Consider the following 16970-nt stretch of genomic DNA (forward strand, 5'->3'; position numbering starts at 1 on the left):
AGGAGTTTGAGATGTCTCGTATAGCTAAAGCTCCTATTACCTTACCAGCTGGCGTTGAAGTTAAGATTTCTGACGCGCAAATCACTGTTAAAGGTAAGCAAGGATCACTAGATTTAGACCTTCACGAGCTTGTTGCTGTTAAGCAAGAAGAAAACGTGTTGCGTCTTGAGCCAACTAAGGCTGATAAACAAGCAACAGCACTAACAGGAACTTTCCGCTCTCTAGTAAACAATATGGTTACTGGTGTAAGCGAAGGTTTTGAGAAGAAACTTGTACTTCAAGGTGTTGGTTACCGTGCGAAAGCTTCTGGTAAAACCTTGAACCTATCTTTGGGTTTCTCCCACCCTGTTGACTATGAGCTTCCTGAAGGCGTAACTGCTGAAACTCCTAGCCAGACCGAGATTGTTATCAAAGGTGTGGACAAGCAACAAGTGGGTCAGGTTGCAGCGGAAATTCGCGGCTACCGTCCGCCTGAGCCGTATAAAGGTAAAGGTGTTCGTTATGCTGACGAATATGTTCGTCGTAAAGAAGCCAAGAAAAAGTAGGGTATAGGTTATGAACGAGAAGAAAATAGCACGTATCCGTCGTGCTCGCCGCGCTCGTATCAAGATGCGCGAGATCGGCGCGACCCGTCTGTGTGTAAACCGTACTCCACGTCATATTTACGCCCAGATCATTTCGTCCGATGGTTCCGAAGTATTAGCAACAGCCTCTACCGTAGAGAAAGATCTACGTGAAGGTAAAACTGGTAATGCAGATGCTGCAGCAAAAGTAGGTCAGCTAATTGCTGAACGTGCGATTGCTAAAGGGATCAAAAAAGTTGCTTTCGATCGCTCTGGTTTTAAATACCACGGTCGTTTGAAAGCGTTAGCTGATGCGGCCCGCGATGGCGGCCTGGAATTCTAAGGGGCGGAAACATGGCAAATGAACGTGTAGATCGCAATAACGACGGTGAACTCCAGGAAAAACTGGTACAAGTTAACCGCGTAGCGAAAGTAGTTAAAGGTGGTCGTGTCTTCGGTTTCACTGCTCTTACAGTAGTGGGCGATGGCAAAGGCAAAGTAGGTTTTGGTCGTGGTAAAGCGCGTGAAGTTCCAACTGCTATTCAAAAGGCAATGGAACAAGCTAAGCGCAACATGATTGATGTACAGCTTGATGGCGACACGCTGCAGTATCCTGTTAAAGCTACTCATAGTGGCTCTAAGATTTTCATGCAGCCCGCTTCTCAAGGTACAGGTATCATCGCCGGTGGTGCGATGCGTGCAGTACTAGAGATGGTAGGTGTCCACAACGTATTGGCTAAGTGCTACGGCTCTACTAACCCAATCAACGTTGTACGTGCAACCGTTAAAGGTCTACGTGAAATGCGTAGCCCAGAGCAAGTTGCTGCCAAGCGCGGTAAATCTGTAGAAGAAATTCTGGGGTAGTCCGACATGGCAAAAGTAAAAGTAACGCAAATTCGTAGCACCATTGGCAAGCTACCTAAGCACATCGCTACGATGAAAGGCTTGGGTCTTCGCAAAATTGGTCACACAGTTGAACTTGAAGATTCGCCAGAAGTACGTGGCATGATCAACAAAGTTCAGTACATGGTGAAAGTGGAGGGAGAGTAAAATGAAATTGAATACTCTTAGCCCGGCACCTGGTTCTCGTACAACCGGTAAACGCGTTGGTCGTGGTATCGGTAGTGGCTTAGGTAAAACTGGCGGTCGTGGCCATAAAGGTCAGAAGTCTCGTTCAGGTGGTCGCGTGAAGCCAGGTTTTGAAGGCGGTCAAATGCCGTTGCAGCGTCGTCTGCCAAAATTCGGCTTTACCTCTCGTCAAGCACAATACGTTGCAGAGATTCGTCTAAACGAATTAGCAGCTGCTGGTGTTGACGTAGTGGATCTAGACGCATTGAAAAAAGCCGACATCATCGGTGACAAAATCAAGCGTGCTCGCGTGATTCTATCTGGCGAAATCAATAAAGCAGTTACCGTTAAAGGTCTAAAAGTGACCAAAGGTGCTAAAGCTGCTATTGAAGCCGCTGGCGGTAAAATCGAAGAATAAGGACCATTTTAGATGGCAAAGCAAGGCTCACAACCAACAGGTCTAGCGCCCGCAGGGTTAGGCGAACTCTGGTCACGTATCAAGTTCGTTTTGATTGCGATTATCGTATACCGTATCGGTGCTCATATTCCGGTACCTGGTATTAACCCTGACCGCTTGGCTGCGTTGTTCGAACAGAACCAAGGAACCATTCTGAGTTTATTTAACATGTTCTCAGGTGGTGCTTTGGAGCGTATGTCGATCTTCGCATTAGGTATCATGCCGTACATTTCTGCATCGATTATCATGCAGTTATTAACGGCGGTGAGCCCGCAGCTGGAAGCCCTTAAAAAAGAGGGTGAAGCTGGTCGTCGTAAAATCAGTCAGTACACTCGCTACGGCACAGTGCTGTTAGCGACTGTTCAGGCCTTCGGCGTTGCCGCGGGCTTGGCCAGCCAAGGTGTGTCATTTGACGCGACCCCTCTATATTACGTGACTGCTGTATCCACATTCGTGTGTGGTGCGGTATTCCTAATGTGGTTAGGCGAGCAAGTGACTGAGCGCGGTATCGGTAACGGTATTTCGCTGCTGATTTTTGCTGGTATTGTTGCAGGCTTGCCTGGTGCCATTGGTCAATCTTTTGAATCTGCTCGTCAGGGTGATACTAATATCCTAGTGTTGTTGGGTATCGCTGTGCTTGCAGTATTAATTGTAGCGTTCGTTGTGTTCGTTGAACGTGGACAACGTCGTATCGCAATTAATTACGCTAAGCGTCAACAGGGTCGCAAAGTTTTTGCGGCTCAAAGTTCGCATTTACCACTGAAGATCAACATGGCAGGTGTAATTCCACCAATCTTCGCGTCGTCTATCCTACTGTTCCCGGCTTCGATCGGTCAGTGGTTTGGTCGTACTGAGGGAATGGAATGGTTGCAGGATGTGTCTCTGGCACTGGGTCCTGGTCAACCGTTATATCTGATCTTGTTCTCAGCAGCGGTAATATTCTTCTGCTTCTTCTATACCGCCTTGATGTTCAACTCTAAGGACATTTCGGAAAACTTGAAGAAGTCTGGGGCCTTTATCCCAGGTATCCGTCCGGGCATTCAAACCGCCCAATATGTAGATGGTGTACTAGGAAGATTAACTTTATTTGGCGCTTTATACATAACTGCTGTATCATTGCTGCCCCAATTCATGGTGGTAGCGGCCGACGTGCCCTTCTACTTTGGTGGCACCTCACTACTTATCGTAGTTGTGGTGGTCATGGACTTCATGTCACAAGTGCAATCTCACCTGATGTCACATCAGTATGAGAGCTTGATGAAGAAGTCGAATTTGAATGGTATGGGTGGCGGCTTGGTACGCTAATCCGAGGTTTAACTGGAGACTTTCCATGAAAGTACGCGCTTCAGTAAAGAAAATCTGCCGTAATTGTAAGACAATTCGTCGCAATGGCAGTGTGCGTGTGATCTGTACTGATCCTAAGCACAAACAACGTCAAGGCTAATTCCGACGTTGTAAAAAATGGGGGATAGGCTTAATCGGCCAGAGTTGGCAACAGCTCTGGTCGAGGATTATTATGGTGCCTATCCATAGTAAAAGCATCTACACGCTTAATGCGTGATGGGGTGAAAGATGGCTCGTATAGCCGGTGTAAACATTCCTGACAACAAGCACGCGGTCATTTCATTGACCTACGTGTACGGTGTTGGCTTGCCGACAGCTAAGCAAATCTGTAAAGCGGTTGGTATTGAAGAATCAACTAAAATCTCTGACTTGTCTGACGAGAAGTTAGATGAACTGCGTTCAGAAGTTGGCAAATTCACTGTTGAAGGTGACCTTCGTCGTGAAGTATCTATGAACATCAAGCGTTTGATGGACCTAGGTTGCTTCCGCGGTATTCGCCACCGTCGCAGTCTGCCGCTACGTGGTCAGCGTACTAAAACCAACGCACGTACCCGCAAGGGCCCACGTAAGCCAATTAAGCGTTAATAGGGCAGGGTTGATTTATGGCAAAGCCACAACGTAACGTTAAGAAAAAAGTTAAAAAGACCGTCGTAGACGGCGTGGCGCACATCCATGCGTCATTTAATAACACCATCGTAACCATTACTGATCGTCAAGGTAACGCATTATCTTGGGCGACTGCAGGTGGTTCTGGTTTCCGTGGTTCTCGTAAGAGTACCCCTTTCGCTGCACAGGTTGCTGCGGAACGCGCTGGTGAAGCCGCTAAAGAGTATGGTTTAAAGAACTTGGACGTGGAAGTTAAAGGCCCAGGTCCTGGTCGTGAATCTGCTGTACGTGCATTGAATGCATGTGGCTATAAAATTGGCAACATTACCGATGTGACTCCTATTCCTCACAACGGTTGTCGCCCACCGAAGAAACGTCGCGTTTAAGGGGACAGAACTATGGCTCGTTATATTGGACCTAAGTGCAAACTGTCTCGTCGAGAAGGTACAGACCTATTCTTGAAGAGCGGTGTTCGTGCACTAGACTCAAAGTGTAAAGTTGAAACTAAGCCAGGTGTACACGGCGCAGGTCGTGGCCGTCTATCTGACTATGGTCTTCAGCTTCGTGAAAAACAAAAAGTACGTCGTATTTACGGTGTATTAGAGAAGCAATTCCGTAGCTATTACAAAGAAGCTGCACGTGTTAAAGGTGCAACTGGTGAGAACCTACTGAAACTTCTTGAAACTCGTTTGGACAACGTTGTTTACCGCATGGGCTTCGGCTCAACTCGCGCGGAAGCACGTCAGTTGGTATCACACAAGGCTATCGCAGTTAATGGTCAGACGGTTAATATCCCGTCTTACAACATTAAAGCTGGCGATGTTGTGTCTATCCGTGAAAAAGCGAAAGAGCAACTACGTATTAAAGGCGCCTTGGAACTAGCCGCCCAACGTGGTGATATCGCTTGGATCGACGTTGATGCCAAGAAAATGGAAGGTACGTTCAAAGCAGTTCCTGAACGGTCCGAGTTATCAGCCGAGATTAACGAACAGTTAATCGTCGAATTGTACTCTAAGTAATATAGGAACAGGGGCAGCTATGCAGCGTTCAGTGAACGAATTTCTAACTCCGCGTCACATTCAAGTAGAGCAGGTTAGCAATACACAGGCTAAAGTCACTCTGGAACCGCTAGAGCGTGGTTTCGGCCACACTTTAGGTGCTGCGTTGCGTCGTATCCTTCTCTCTTCTATGCCTGGCGCAGCCATTGTGGAAGTGGAAATTGACGGTGTACTTCACGAGTACAGCACTATTGAAGGTGTACAGGAAGACGTAATCGAAATCCTGCTAAACCTTAAGGGTGTTGCCGTGCGCTTGCACGAGCGTGACGAAGCCTTCTTGACCCTTCACAAGACTGGCGCTGGCCAGGTGACAGCTGCTGACATTCAGCTTGACCATGGGGTAGAAATTGCTAACCCAGAACACGTTATCGCTAACCTAAGCGATAAAGGTGAGCTGAAAATGACCATTAAGGTCGCAGCAGGTCGCGGTTATGAGACGGTTGAGTCTCGTAATCAAAACGAAGAAGAGACTAAGGCAATTGGTAAATTGCAGTTGGATGCGACATACAGCCCAGTTAAGCGTGTAGCTTACGGTGTTGAAAATGCCCGTGTCGAACAGCGTACTGACCTAGACAAATTGGTTATCGATCTGGAAACCAATGGCACCATTGAGCCAGAAGAAGCGATCCGTCGCTCTGCAACGATCCTACAGCAGCAGTTAGCTGTATTCGTTGATCTGGAAAATGAAGCCGAGCCAGAGCCAGAAGAGCAAGAAGATGAAATCGATCCTATCTTGTTGCGTCCGGTAGATGACCTTGAGTTGACTGTACGCTCTGCAAACTGCTTGAAAGCAGAAAATATTTACTACATCGGTGACCTGATTCAGCGCACCGAAGTTGAGTTGCTGAAAACCCCTAACTTGGGTAAGAAATCGCTAACCGAAATTAAAGACGTGTTAGCTTCTCGTGGATTGTCATTGGGTATGCACCTTGAGAACTGGCCACCAGCTAGTTTGAAAAAAGATGACAAGGCACTTGCCTAAGTAGGTTTGAGGTAAGGAATTAGAACATGCGCCATCGTAAAAGTGGTCGTCACTTAAACCGAACTAGTTCGCATCGCAAAGCTATGTTTAAAAACATGGCTGTGTCTTTGTTCGAACATGAAATTATCAAAACGACTTTGCCAAAGGCAAAAGAACTACGTCGTGTTGCTGAGCCTTTAATTACGCTAGCGAAAGAAGATTCTGTCGCTAACCGTCGTTTGGCTTTTGCACGCACTCGTTCAAAAGAAGCCGTAGGTAAACTATTCAACGAACTTGGTCCTCGTTACCAAGAGCGTAGTGGTGGTTACCTTCGCATTCTTAAGTGTGGTTTCCGCGCTGGTGATAACGCGCCTATGGCTTACGTAGAGCTTGTTGATCGTCCAGTGGCTGAAGAAGTAGATGAATCTGCAGAAGATTAATCTACAGTACCACGATCCAAAAAAACCCGCTGACTGCGGGTTTTTTTATGCTTAGATTTTACTCTTTATTAACTATTTTTCACAACGCTACCTGCTAGCGTTCAATGGCTATGGACACTCCCATACCGCCACCAATACAAAGAGTTGCTAATCCTTTGTTCACGTCACGTTTTTGCATTTCATTTAATAGTGTTACGAGAACACGGCAGCCTGAAGCGCCAATAGGATGACCAAGGGCAATAGCGCCGCCATTAACATTTACTTTGTCGCTATCCCAGCCAAGTTCTTTGCCTACGCTTAATGCTTGCACGGCAAAGGCTTCGTTGGCTTCAATTAGGTCTATATCATTCAGCTCCCAACCGGCTTTACTTAAGCAGCGTTGTGTTGCGCTTACTGGGCCAATTCCCATAATGCTGGGATCTACTCCTGCGTTTGCATAAGCTTTAATCGTGGCTAATACAGGTAGACCTAATTCGTCTGCCTTTTCGCGACTACACATAATTACTGCGGCGGCACCATCATTTAAGCTAGATGCATTGGCAGCAGTTACAGTACCGTCTTTTTTAAAAGCAGGGCGCATGGCTGCGAGTTTTTCTGGGGTGGTGCCTGCGCGCGGACCCTCGTCTTTATCAAAGACTAGATCATCGCCTTTTCGTTGTGGCACTGTGATTGGAATGATTTCATCATCGAAGCGACCCGCTTCTTGCGCTGCCACTGCCTTTTGTTGACTGGCTGCGGCAAAGGTATCTTGTTCTTCACGGCTGATGCCAAACTTTTCTGCCAAGTTCTCTGCTGTAATCCCCATGTGATAGTCGTTAAATGCATCCCAAAGGCCGTCAGTAATCATGGTATCAATCATAGTGATAGGGCCCATTCGTTGACCATTGCGAGAATTAGGCATGACGTGTGGGGCATTGCTCATGCTTTCTTGACCACCTGCGATGATCATATCAGCATCGCCGCAAGCAATGGCTTGAGCACCCAAGTGCAGTGCTTTTAGAGCAGAACCACACACTTTATTAATAGTCATTGCAGGTGTTGTATTCGGTAGCCCAGCCCTAATAGCACTTTGGCGAGCCGGATTTTGACCTGTGCCAGCAGTTAACACCTGACCAAGGATAACTTCATCGACCTGGGCACCGTCGATCTGGTGTTTAGTCAATAAGTGTTTGATGACTTGGCTGCCTAGATCAACGGCAGATAAACTACTTAGGCCACCTTGGAAAGTACCGATGGCGCTGCGCCCAGCAGCGACAATTACTATGTCACGAGTACTCATATCTCTCTCCGTTATGTGCTAATTATTTCTGGGCTGTATTTTGCCCTTATCGTTGTGAACCTTGACGGTTTAAGTGTTGTTCTTAAGCGGTAAATAAACGCTACAAATAATCACTAATCTTAAACCCTAAGCCTATCCTTCTTTGGTATTGGTCGTATTCAATGAGGCTGTGACCATAACCTTCATACCACTGAATGAAGCCTCTTACACGCTTGCTTACTGGAAAAGTCCATTCCAATTCCGTCCAACCTTTATTATCTTCAATGTTTAGGTTGTTACCGGCACGAAACAGTAATGAATGACTGCCGCGTTTTCGAAACCATATAAAATTGGCGTATCCCAAATATTTATACATATTCGGGTTATCGTTATCTTCTGGATCTGCGGGGTCCGCTTTTCCTGTTTCTGGAATGCGCCACCAAGGCTCTAAACCATAAATACTGTCACCATTCGCTTTGTAAAATCCTAAAATGATCCGATTCCAGCTGCGCGAGAGCCCTTGCACTTGTCCGTTACTTTGATGATTAAACTTAATGTCGAAGCGATTGATGTAGCCCCAATCAGGTTGCATCTGAAGTATCAGTTCAGGTTCATGATTGGTCTCTCGAAATGGTCGAGACAGACGATTGTTATACACTTGCCAAAATGACTTTCCGGTATACGCAAGATAAATTCGATGGGTATCGTCTTCATCAAGACTGCCTACTTGATATTTCACACTTAGCTGAAAGATCGCTTCGTAGTTGTCAAAGCCTGGCCATTCGTCCCCTAGTATTTCTTTGTAAAAGGTATCTCTGGGTTTTTGCATGTAAGCGAAGGGCATAAAGTAATTCGGCCGATGAGGAAGTATCAAGAACGGCAACTTCGCTGCTTTCTTTTCAATGATTTGCTGTCGTTCAAGTGCTTGATTAAGGGCTTCTGCGCTTTCTTCTTCACTCAATTCTTGTTCTTGCTGTTGCGATTTCAACTGAGGAATATCAATGTCTTTGATTTCCTCATTGCTCATCACATCTTGCTTATTGTTTTCTATGCCTTGCGCAAATAAAGAAAAGCTAATAATGAATGTAGCAATGGATAATTTAAATTTTATCATGGTCACTCGCATGCTTTAGAAATTGACTCATGGACTGAGTATTAGGGGGTGCTATTACGCCATGCTCGCACACTATAGCATCAATGAATTCATGGGGCGTAACATCGAATGACGGATTTATAGCATGACATCCATTTGGTGCAATCGCCGTATTCTTGAAGTCGGTGATTTCACTTATGGGACGATGTTCAATAGGAATGGCTTGACCGTTCGCTAGTGACATATCAAAAGTGGATGTCGGCGCGACCACCATTACACTAACTCCGTGGTGTTTGGCTAATACTGCCAAGTTGTAGGTACCAATTTTGTTTGCCACATCACCATTAGCGGCAATACGATCAGCCCCCACGATAACCCAATGAATATCTTCTTTCGCCATTAGTTGTCCAATGGCTCCTTCGGTCACCAGAGTGGTTTTGATTTGTTCTTGCATCAATTCGAATGCGGTGAGCCGTGCGCCTTGTAGCCAAGGTCGAGTTTCACTGGCATACGCTTGATTGAGGCGCCTGTCTTCGTGAAGTGAGCGAATAACCCCAAGTGCTGTACCATAGCCGCCGGTGGCTAATGCACCAGCATTGCAGTGAGTGATAACGTTGATGGGTTTATTGGTTTTGCTGGCGATGAAATCACTGCCATAGCGGCCCATTTGCTGATTGGCTAATATGTCTTCTTTATGAATGCGCTGAGCAAGATCAAAAACATGATCATAGAACGCGTCGTTGGAAAGTTGGCGGGATTGTTCAATTTCTTCAGAGACGCGCTCAATGGCCCAAAATAAATTAATAGCGGTGGGGCGAGAAGCTGATAGTTCATTTATTATGCTTTTATAGTCTCCTCTTGGACCGAGTTTTCTTGCCGCCAACGCGAGAGCATATGCTGCACTAATACCAATAGCAGGAGCACCTCTGACGACCATGTTCTTAATAGCATTTGCTACCGCGCTGGCGTCTGAGCACTCAATGTATTTAATTTCTTGAGGAAGAATGCGTTGATCGAGTAATAGAAGTTTGTGGTCTTGCCAAATAATGGCCGCGTTGTCGGAGTGCAGGTTTTCGTTCAGCATTGATGGTTCAGGCAAAAACCTAAGTGTACCCTATGTTAGCAGTGTATCGTATGTCTGATCATTGACGACATTATACTTTGAATTCATTAACGATGTCCTTGAGCTGATTAGCTTGTTCAGACAAACTCATGGTCACCTTAGAAGTGGATTTAGCATCATTTACTGTTTGCTCAGAGAACTCATTAATGCGCTCGATGTTTTTGCTTACTTCTTCTGCGACGGAACTTTGTTCTTCGGCAGAGCTCGCGACCACAAGGTTCATTTCTGTAATGGTTGCGACACTATCTATGATTTCCTGCAGAGTATCAGCCGTTTTACGCGCCCTCGTTACGCTATCGCTGGCTCGTTCATGATTACGCTCCATGACATCAACCGCTTGCTGAGCACTTTTTAGTAGGCGCTCAATAATGGACTGGATGTCACTGGTGCTTTGACCTGTGCGCGCTGCAAGTGTTCTTACTTCGTCGGCCACCACAGCAAAACCTCGGCCTTGTTCGCCAGCTCGAGCAGCTTCGATGGCCGCATTGAGAGCCAGTAAATTTGTTTGCTCTGCAATAGCGTTAATGTCTTGCGAGGCATTGGCGATCTTTTGAACTTCGTTGCTCAAGCCTTCTATGACAGATCGTGCTTCTTCGATTTCTTCAGCCAACTGACCGATACTGGTGATATTATCGGTCACGGCTTGTTTACCCGTTTCAGAATGCTCATTTGCTTTTTCTGTGGCGGTGCTAGCTTCACCAGCGCTGCTCGATACTTCGTTGGCTGTTTGTGCCATTTGAGTAATGGCGGTGGCGACCATATGAATTTCTTGCTGTTGGCTCATGATGCCACTTTGCGTGTGCTCTGCATTTTTTGCGACTTCTCCACTACGGTCGGTGACCCCTAGAGATAAATTCGCCAATACTTTTATCATGAGCTGCAAGTGGGTTACAAAGGCGTTGAACTTTTCTACCAATAAGCCTACTTCATCTTTAGCTGTAGTGTGTAATCGTATGGTGAGGTCACCTTTACCTGTGGCCATACCATCGAGTTCCTTGATGATGCGGTTGATATTTGTGGTAACAATGCGACTGATTGCAAACCCAGTAAGAAACACAATAGCAATGATAACCAGACCAATAGTCACACCAGTAGCTAATGCGAGTTGCCCCTCTGATTTGGCGTTGTCTAAGCGACTTGCGAAATCGTCTAGTGCTTGTTGGCGAAAATCTTTTAGATCTTGGGTAAAGGTGTTGTATTGCTGGTGCATAATTTGAGCTTTCTTGCCCATTTCCGATAGTGCCAAAGAGCCATCAATCAAACCTAGCGTCAATGAACGAGCACTTTTCATGTACATCTCTAAATCTGTCTTCAGTGTTTCAATTTTTTCCTTATACTGAGGATCTAGTTTGGCTATTTCATCCAAATATATATTTAAGTTCTGTTGATGTTTATTGGCTTCTTTAACGAGTTCTGCATTCCCTTCGCTAATAGCAGTTTGCATATTTGTTCGGGCTGAAAACAACTCAAGCCATGCTTTGCCGACGTTATCAAGTGTAGGAAAATTCACGCTTTGAATTAGGCTCAGGCGTTCATCATTGGATTGTGTGGCTTTCCACGTATAAGCCAAGTAGCTGCAAAAGCCTAGCGCGCCGATTAATGCTACGGAGAGGATTTTGTATTTAAGTGAGACTCGTCCGAAACCCATTTGCGTCATCCATGAATCATCGTGAAAAAATAAACCCATTATTAGGGTTTAGACGACGAAGGGGTGGTCATCAAGTCGTGAAATGAAAAATAGCGAATTTCTTACAAATAGGATGGTAAAAAGGGAAGACGCCGCGATAGCAGCACAGTAAGTACGGACTTACTGTGCGTTCAACTCCGCTGTTAGGCGAGCTGTACAGGGATCGCGTTAGAAGTATGGCTTACTTCATTGCCCTCTTGCATGTAGATCATGCGCGGCTTGAAGTTTTTTAGTTCTTCTTCAGAGTAGTTTGCGTAGGCACAGATGATAACGCGATGGCCAACATCCGCTAAGTGAGCAGCTGCGCCATTGACACTAATCATATTACTGCCTTCTTCCCCTCGAATAGCATAGGTCGTGAAGCGCTCGCCGTTTTCTAGGTTGTAGATTTGGATTTGTTCGTATTCTTGAATACCGGCCATATCCAAAAGATTTCCGTCGATGGCACATGAACCTTCGTACTCAAGAACGGCATGAGTTACACGAGCTTGGTGTAATTTGGCTTTAAGCATAATGGACTGCATAAGCTAAACCTTGTTATCTCCCCCTGATATGGTGTGTTTAACACCATATCGCATTATGACTTCCTGTGATGATCACAGGGGTTAGATGTCGCCAACTTTGCTATGGGCCAAGTTGACTCGCATATTATCAATTAATCGAGCTTTACCCAGGATGGCAGCCACTAAGATCACTAGATCAGTATCGTCCTCTGTGGCTGGTGCTAGGCTATTTGCTTCTCTTACTTCAACATAATCTGGCTGAAAATCGTGTTCTAGCAAAGTTTGTTTACCAAGCACACAAAGCTCAGCGAAGTTACGTTCACCGGCGAGAATTTTATCTTTAATTTCGGTAAGAACAGAGTAAATCTGACCGGCAGTTTGCTTCTCATCATCAGACAGGTAGTTATTACGCGAACTCATCGCCAAGCCATTTTCTTCACGGCAGGTGGGAACACCGAATACATCAAAGGGCAAATTTAAGTCACGTACCATTTTGCGAATAACAGCCAATTGCTGAAAGTCTTTTTCACCAAAGAAGGCCGCATCTGGCTGGACCATGTGGAAAAGTTTACTCACTACAGTGGCAACACCGTCGAAGTGACCTGGACGGCTATCGCCACAGAGCCCTTCGCTGACCACAGGTACACTGACAGTCGTTTGAGCTTCTTGACCATCTGGGTACATTTCGTCAACAGAAGGATAAAACAATAAGTCGCAATCTCTGTCTTTTAGGTGTTCTTGGTCAGCACTTAAAGTACGGGGATAACGGCCTAAATCATCAATATCGTTGAATTGTAGTGGATTAATAAAAATACTTGCCACAACATAGTCACATTCTTCCGCCGCGGCATCCACTAAGATCATATGACCTTCGTGCAGATTTCCCATAGTGGGAACGAAACCTATACGCTTGCCTGCTGCGCGGGCCGCTTTAATTTCGGTTTGTAGCTCTGCTATGGTTTCAACTGTCTTCATGCTTTGAATCCGTGCTCCGGTCCAGGGAAGTCACCACTTTTGACTTCTTGATCGAATGCCGCAAAAGCTTGCTGGATGTTGCGACCATCTATTAAAAAATTCTTAACGAATTTAGGCACATGGCCAGAATTCATTCCTAGCATGTCGTAACAAACCAACACTTGGCCTGTGGTATCTGAACCCGCACCAATACCGATAACTGGAATATTGATACTCTCGGTGAGAGTTTTGGCTAATTCGGAAGGCACGCATTCCAATAGAATTAAATCAGCCCCGGCGGCTTCCATAGCTTTGGCGTCGGCTAACATTTGTTCTGCTGCCGCTTGTTCTTTACCTTGTACCTTGTAACCACCAAACTTGTGAACATACTGTGGCGTTAAACCTAAGTGTGCGCATACCGGAACACCGCGTTCACTCAGCATTTCGACGGTATCAACTAACCAAGCACCACCCTCTAGCTTTAGAATTTCAGCACCTGCTTGCATAAGCTCAGCTGCATTAGCCATTGCTTGCTCTGGTGTGGCGTAGCTCATGAAGGGCATGTCTACCATTAGTAGTGAACCTTGATTGCCGTTTTTCACAGCCTGTGTGTGGTAACACATCTCTTCCATGGTGACAGGTACGGTACTATCTTTGCCTTGCAGTACCATTCCCAAAGAATCACCAACCAGCAGAACGTCTATGCCAGACGTAGACGCAAGTCCTGCAAAAGTCGCATCATAGGCTGTGACCACAGAGAATTTCTCTTGGTTTTGTTTGATTTTGTGTAGAGTGTTAATCGTGGTTTTGCTCATAAAGCACTCACAGTCGTTTCAACGTGGGCGTATAGTCCAGACTTGGACCTTGTAAGTCAATTATCAATTTCGACCTTTTCTAGGTCAAAATCAACTTGATTGAGTAGTTCATTCAGGCTTCCTATGCCTGGAATGCTTGAATTCGGGGCAATATCGGACAAAGGATAAAGCACAAAACTGCGCACCGCTATTTGGCTATGTGGAACGGTTAGTCTTGGTGTACGAATAATAGCTTGATCAAATAGCAGCAAATCGAGATCAAGTGTTCGTTCTCCCCAGTGGCGCTTGCGTACGCGCAAGTGCTGTTGTTCCAAATCTTGCAGTTTGTCTAATAAGTCATGAGGTAACAGTGCCGTGTTCAGACATACAACAGCATTAATAAAGTCAGGCTGATCTTGTGGCCCTACCGGCTTGCTGCGATAGATGGGGCTTTGTGCTCGCAACTGGCAGTGTTGCAACGCATCTAGTTCCAATATAGCTCGACTTACGTGATCAATAGGATCATCCAAATTACTGCCTAAGCCGATATAGACTGTATGAGGGTAATTCACTGCGGGAACCTATTTGCTACGTGCGACGACGAGGCCCACGGCCTTTGTAGCTACTACCACGTTTTTGTGGACTGCGTTTTTTCGGTGCCGCTTTACGGATCAGCTCTGGATGATCGTTTTGGAATTGAGTCCAAAATTCGCCTGCTTGATTTAGTTTTTCACCGCTTTGCTCTCTTAATAGCAAAAAGTCATAGGCTGCACGGAAGCGATTGTGGCTGGCGATGGTTTCCAGTTGCTTAGGTTTGCGTGCTACTAAGCGATGCTGTAAGTCCCAGATTTCGCGAATAGGGATGGCAAAGCGCTTAGGTATGGCTGTGCGCGCCTGTTGATTGCTAATGACTTGCGTCATGGCCTGTTGCATCGCTTGGCCTTTAGTAGCCCCTTGCTGTTGCAATAACTTGGCTGTTTCTAAAACACATGGCCATAGGAACACACTAAATAGAAACGCTGGCGTTAGGCTCTTGCCTTGGGCTACGCGCGCATCGCTGTTGTTTAAGGCGTGCATAACCATTAAACGATAGAACTTATTATCGTCAATGCATTGTTGTGTATGTGGGAATAAAGGTTCAAACAAACCCAATGCTTGCAGTTGCTCAAATGTGGCTTTGGCATAACCTGCCATGAAGAGTTTGAGTACCTCTTCAAATAGACGTGCAGGCGGGATATCGCGCAATAGAGGCGCTAACTCCTTGATTGGGGCTTTACTAGATTTGTCGATGCTAAAGCCTAGTTTTGCCGCGAAGCGTGCTGCGCGCAACATACGAACAGGATCTTCTCGGTAACGAGTTTCCGGATCGCCAATGAGTCTTAGGCGCTTGGCGTGAATATCATCAATACCGCCTGCGTAACTCTTCACCGAGAAGTCCGCGATATTGTAGTAAAGGGCATTAATGGTGAAGTCACGGCGCATGGCATCTTCGTCAATACTGCCATAAACATTATCACGAAGGAGCATGCCGGCTTCATTGGTTTTGCTTTGATGTTTACCTTCAGCATTACCATGATCGCCACGAAAGGTCGCGACTTCAATCATATCGCGACCAAAGGTCACGTGAACCAAGCGAAAGCGGCGACCAATAATGCGGGAATTCTTAAATAGCTTATGGACTTCTTCTGGGGATGCATCAGTCACCACGTCGAAGTCTTTTGGATGTAAACCCAATAGCAGGTCTCGCACACCGCCGCCAACAAGATGCGCCTCATAGCCTGATTTTTTCAGACGATAAAGTACCTTTAGTGCGTTTTCACTAATATCCGTGCGGCTAATACCATGCTCTGAACGGGCAATGACTTCTACCTGAGGCACAGTGTTATTTTGCGGCTTTTTAAGCTTATTAATTAGGCGTTTGAGCATTGTAAGTCGTGGATTTTAAGGGATTGTGGAGTGTACAGACTTTAAGCGAAATGACAAGCTTGCAGGACTTGATGGGGCGCGTTTATGGGGCTATTTGCTGGTCTTTATGTGAACAAAATTCGCGGGCAGCTTTGTTATTTTTATTCGTGCTGCCCAGTTCGATTCGAGTGCTTTATTATTCTTATTATTGGGGTCGAATTGTGTTTTGGGTATCTGGTAAGCCCTAATTGTTATTTTAATAGTGGGTCACTAAACACTCAAAACTCCAATTCTGGTTGCCTGTTATATTTATTATTATGGCTCACTTAGGGTGACACGTTTTTTATTTTTATTCGTGTGTCTTGCCCTGAGTGTGCGATTGAACTTTTTTATTTTTATTTGTGTTCTTTCGCAATTGACCTAATGTAAGCAGATGGCGTGCCAACTTTTAAAAACCCTTTTAAATCAATAGGTTAGGGTTTATCGGTTTCGTAAATGGTCCATAGTGTCATGGATATGTTACTGGGTGACACTGATATTCGACTAACGTGGGTTGATGGGTAACAGCCAGTAACAAAATTGGCGCAGCTGGTCTTTCTTATTTGGGCATGGATTGCCAATCACCGAATACTCTTATGCTGAGCGCATTAATCTCGAATAAAGCGTTGGTTTTTTGAACAATTAACGATGAAATTTGCTTGCCGGGAAGGATGGTTAGAAGAAATAAAACCAATTGCTTTAAACACTACCACTTTTAAAGCGATAAGTGCTCAAAGCAATCAGCTTCAAAGCCCTATTGTTTTTATTATGTGGGCTACGGACATGCTCAGGGGGATTTTTTATTTTTGTTCAGGCCCTGAGATAGCCGGAGATCCGTGTTTTGTTATTTTTATTAGTACACAAATCTGACTTACTATGACTAAAGCAGAAGCCGTGCCACTTAAATAAAGTATTTTAAAATCAATAGCTTATGTTTTTTTGGCTGATATTCTATCAATCAGAGATGGTGATTCTGTTACTTTATTTGACGCTTTGTGCCTTAGGCGTGGGGCGTCAGGTAACATTTTGACGGTAACAAAACGAAAAGCGTTGCAGTAAGGGAATATGTCAGTGAGCTGACGCTTTGGTCAGCTCCTTGTTGTTTAACGCGCTTACT

General features: G+C 45.5%; 21 protein-coding genes. 12 read left to right on the forward strand and 9 right to left on the reverse strand.

Annotated features, from left to right (window positions below):
- Positions 1–11: 11 nt before the first annotated feature.
- The 12 genes from rplF (at position 12) to rplQ (ending at position 6497) form a co-directional block, all read left to right on the forward strand.
- Complete coding sequence (gene rplF / locus HF888_RS01690; RefSeq protein ID WP_007017878.1) at positions 12–545, forward strand: 50S ribosomal protein L6; 534 nt, start codon at positions 12–14, stop codon at positions 543–545.
- A gap of 10 nt (positions 546–555) precedes the next feature.
- Positions 556–906: a 50S ribosomal protein L18 gene (rplR, locus tag HF888_RS01695; protein ID WP_007017879.1), complete on the forward strand. Its 351-nt coding sequence runs from the start codon at positions 556–558 to the stop codon at positions 904–906.
- A gap of 11 nt (positions 907–917) precedes the next feature.
- Complete coding sequence (gene rpsE / locus HF888_RS01700) at positions 918–1427, forward strand: 30S ribosomal protein S5 (protein ID WP_007017880.1); 510 nt, start codon at positions 918–920, stop codon at positions 1425–1427.
- Positions 1428–1433: 6 nt separating this feature from the next.
- A complete protein-coding gene (gene rpmD / locus HF888_RS01705) occupies positions 1434–1613 on the forward strand; it encodes a 50S ribosomal protein L30 (RefSeq protein WP_007017881.1) in 180 nt (59 codons plus the stop codon).
- Position 1614: 1 nt separating this feature from the next.
- Positions 1615–2049, forward strand: a complete 435-nt coding sequence (gene rplO, locus HF888_RS01710) for a 50S ribosomal protein L15 (RefSeq protein WP_007017882.1) — start codon at positions 1615–1617, stop codon at positions 2047–2049.
- Positions 2050–2061: 12 nt separating this feature from the next.
- On the forward strand, positions 2062–3393 hold the full coding sequence (secY, locus tag HF888_RS01715) for a preprotein translocase subunit SecY (protein WP_168367028.1): 1332 nt from the start codon (positions 2062–2064) through the stop codon (positions 3391–3393).
- A 25-nt stretch (positions 3394–3418) separates the two neighbouring features.
- Positions 3419–3532, forward strand: coding sequence for a 50S ribosomal protein L36 (gene rpmJ, locus HF888_RS01720; RefSeq protein WP_007017885.1), 114 nt, complete (start codon positions 3419–3421; stop codon positions 3530–3532).
- Positions 3533–3660: 128 nt separating this feature from the next.
- Positions 3661–4017: a 30S ribosomal protein S13 gene (gene rpsM, locus HF888_RS01725; RefSeq protein WP_007017886.1), complete on the forward strand. Its 357-nt coding sequence runs from the start codon at positions 3661–3663 to the stop codon at positions 4015–4017.
- 17 nt (positions 4018–4034) lie between these two features.
- Entirely contained in the window at positions 4035–4424 is a 390-nt protein-coding gene (rpsK, locus tag HF888_RS01730; protein ID WP_007017887.1) for a 30S ribosomal protein S11, read from the forward strand.
- A gap of 12 nt (positions 4425–4436) precedes the next feature.
- Positions 4437–5057 carry a 30S ribosomal protein S4 gene (gene rpsD, locus HF888_RS01735; protein ID WP_007017888.1) on the forward strand — a complete coding sequence of 207 codons (621 nt, stop codon included), beginning with the start codon at positions 4437–4439 and terminating at the stop codon, positions 5055–5057.
- Positions 5058–5076: 19 nt separating this feature from the next.
- Positions 5077–6078 (forward strand): DNA-directed RNA polymerase subunit alpha, encoded by a 1002-nt coding sequence (locus tag HF888_RS01740; RefSeq protein WP_007017889.1) that lies wholly within the window; start codon positions 5077–5079, stop codon positions 6076–6078.
- A gap of 26 nt (positions 6079–6104) precedes the next feature.
- Positions 6105–6497 carry a 50S ribosomal protein L17 gene (gene rplQ / locus HF888_RS01745; protein ID WP_007017890.1) on the forward strand — a complete coding sequence of 131 codons (393 nt, stop codon included), beginning with the start codon at positions 6105–6107 and terminating at the stop codon, positions 6495–6497.
- A 94-nt stretch (positions 6498–6591) separates the two neighbouring features.
- On the opposite strand, the gene HF888_RS01750 is transcribed toward rplQ, so the two are convergent.
- The 9 genes from HF888_RS01750 to pcnB form a co-directional block, all read right to left on the reverse strand.
- Positions 6592–7776: an acetyl-CoA C-acetyltransferase gene (locus HF888_RS01750; protein WP_007017891.1), complete on the reverse strand. Its 1185-nt coding sequence runs from the start codon at positions 7774–7776 to the stop codon at positions 6592–6594.
- 100 nt (positions 7777–7876) lie between these two features.
- Positions 7877–8869, reverse strand: coding sequence for a phospholipase A (locus HF888_RS01755; protein ID WP_007017892.1), 993 nt, complete (start codon positions 8867–8869; stop codon positions 7877–7879).
- Positions 8856–9932, reverse strand: coding sequence for an S-methyl-5-thioribose-1-phosphate isomerase (gene mtnA / locus HF888_RS01760; RefSeq protein ID WP_007017893.1), 1077 nt, complete (start codon positions 9930–9932; stop codon positions 8856–8858). Before mtnA ends, HF888_RS01755 begins: the two co-directional genes overlap by 14 nt.
- A 70-nt stretch (positions 9933–10002) precedes the next feature.
- Entirely contained in the window at positions 10003–11619 is a 1617-nt protein-coding gene (locus HF888_RS01765) for a methyl-accepting chemotaxis protein (RefSeq protein ID WP_040297784.1), read from the reverse strand.
- 182 nt (positions 11620–11801) lie between these two features.
- On the reverse strand, positions 11802–12182 hold the full coding sequence (gene panD / locus HF888_RS01770) for an aspartate 1-decarboxylase (protein ID WP_007017895.1): 381 nt from the start codon (positions 12180–12182) through the stop codon (positions 11802–11804).
- Between the two features lie 81 nt (positions 12183–12263).
- Entirely contained in the window at positions 12264–13136 is an 873-nt protein-coding gene (gene panC, locus HF888_RS01775; RefSeq protein ID WP_007017896.1) for a pantoate--beta-alanine ligase, read from the reverse strand.
- Positions 13133–13930 carry a 3-methyl-2-oxobutanoate hydroxymethyltransferase gene (gene panB / locus HF888_RS01780; protein WP_007017897.1) on the reverse strand — a complete coding sequence of 266 codons (798 nt, stop codon included), beginning with the start codon at positions 13928–13930 and terminating at the stop codon, positions 13133–13135. The genes panC and panB overlap by 4 nt, the downstream gene beginning before the upstream one ends.
- Before the next feature lie 56 nt (positions 13931–13986).
- Positions 13987–14481 (reverse strand): 2-amino-4-hydroxy-6-hydroxymethyldihydropteridine diphosphokinase, encoded by a 495-nt coding sequence (gene folK, locus HF888_RS01785; RefSeq protein WP_007017898.1) that lies wholly within the window; start codon positions 14479–14481, stop codon positions 13987–13989.
- Between the two features lie 16 nt (positions 14482–14497).
- Complete coding sequence (pcnB, locus tag HF888_RS01790) at positions 14498–15835, reverse strand: polynucleotide adenylyltransferase PcnB (RefSeq protein WP_007017899.1); 1338 nt, start codon at positions 15833–15835, stop codon at positions 14498–14500.
- Positions 15836–16970: the final 1135 nt, after the last annotated feature.

This window comes from Bermanella marisrubri, from assembly GCF_012295615.1.
Taxonomy (GTDB): Bacteria; Pseudomonadota; Gammaproteobacteria; order Pseudomonadales; family Oceanobacteraceae; genus Bermanella; species Bermanella marisrubri.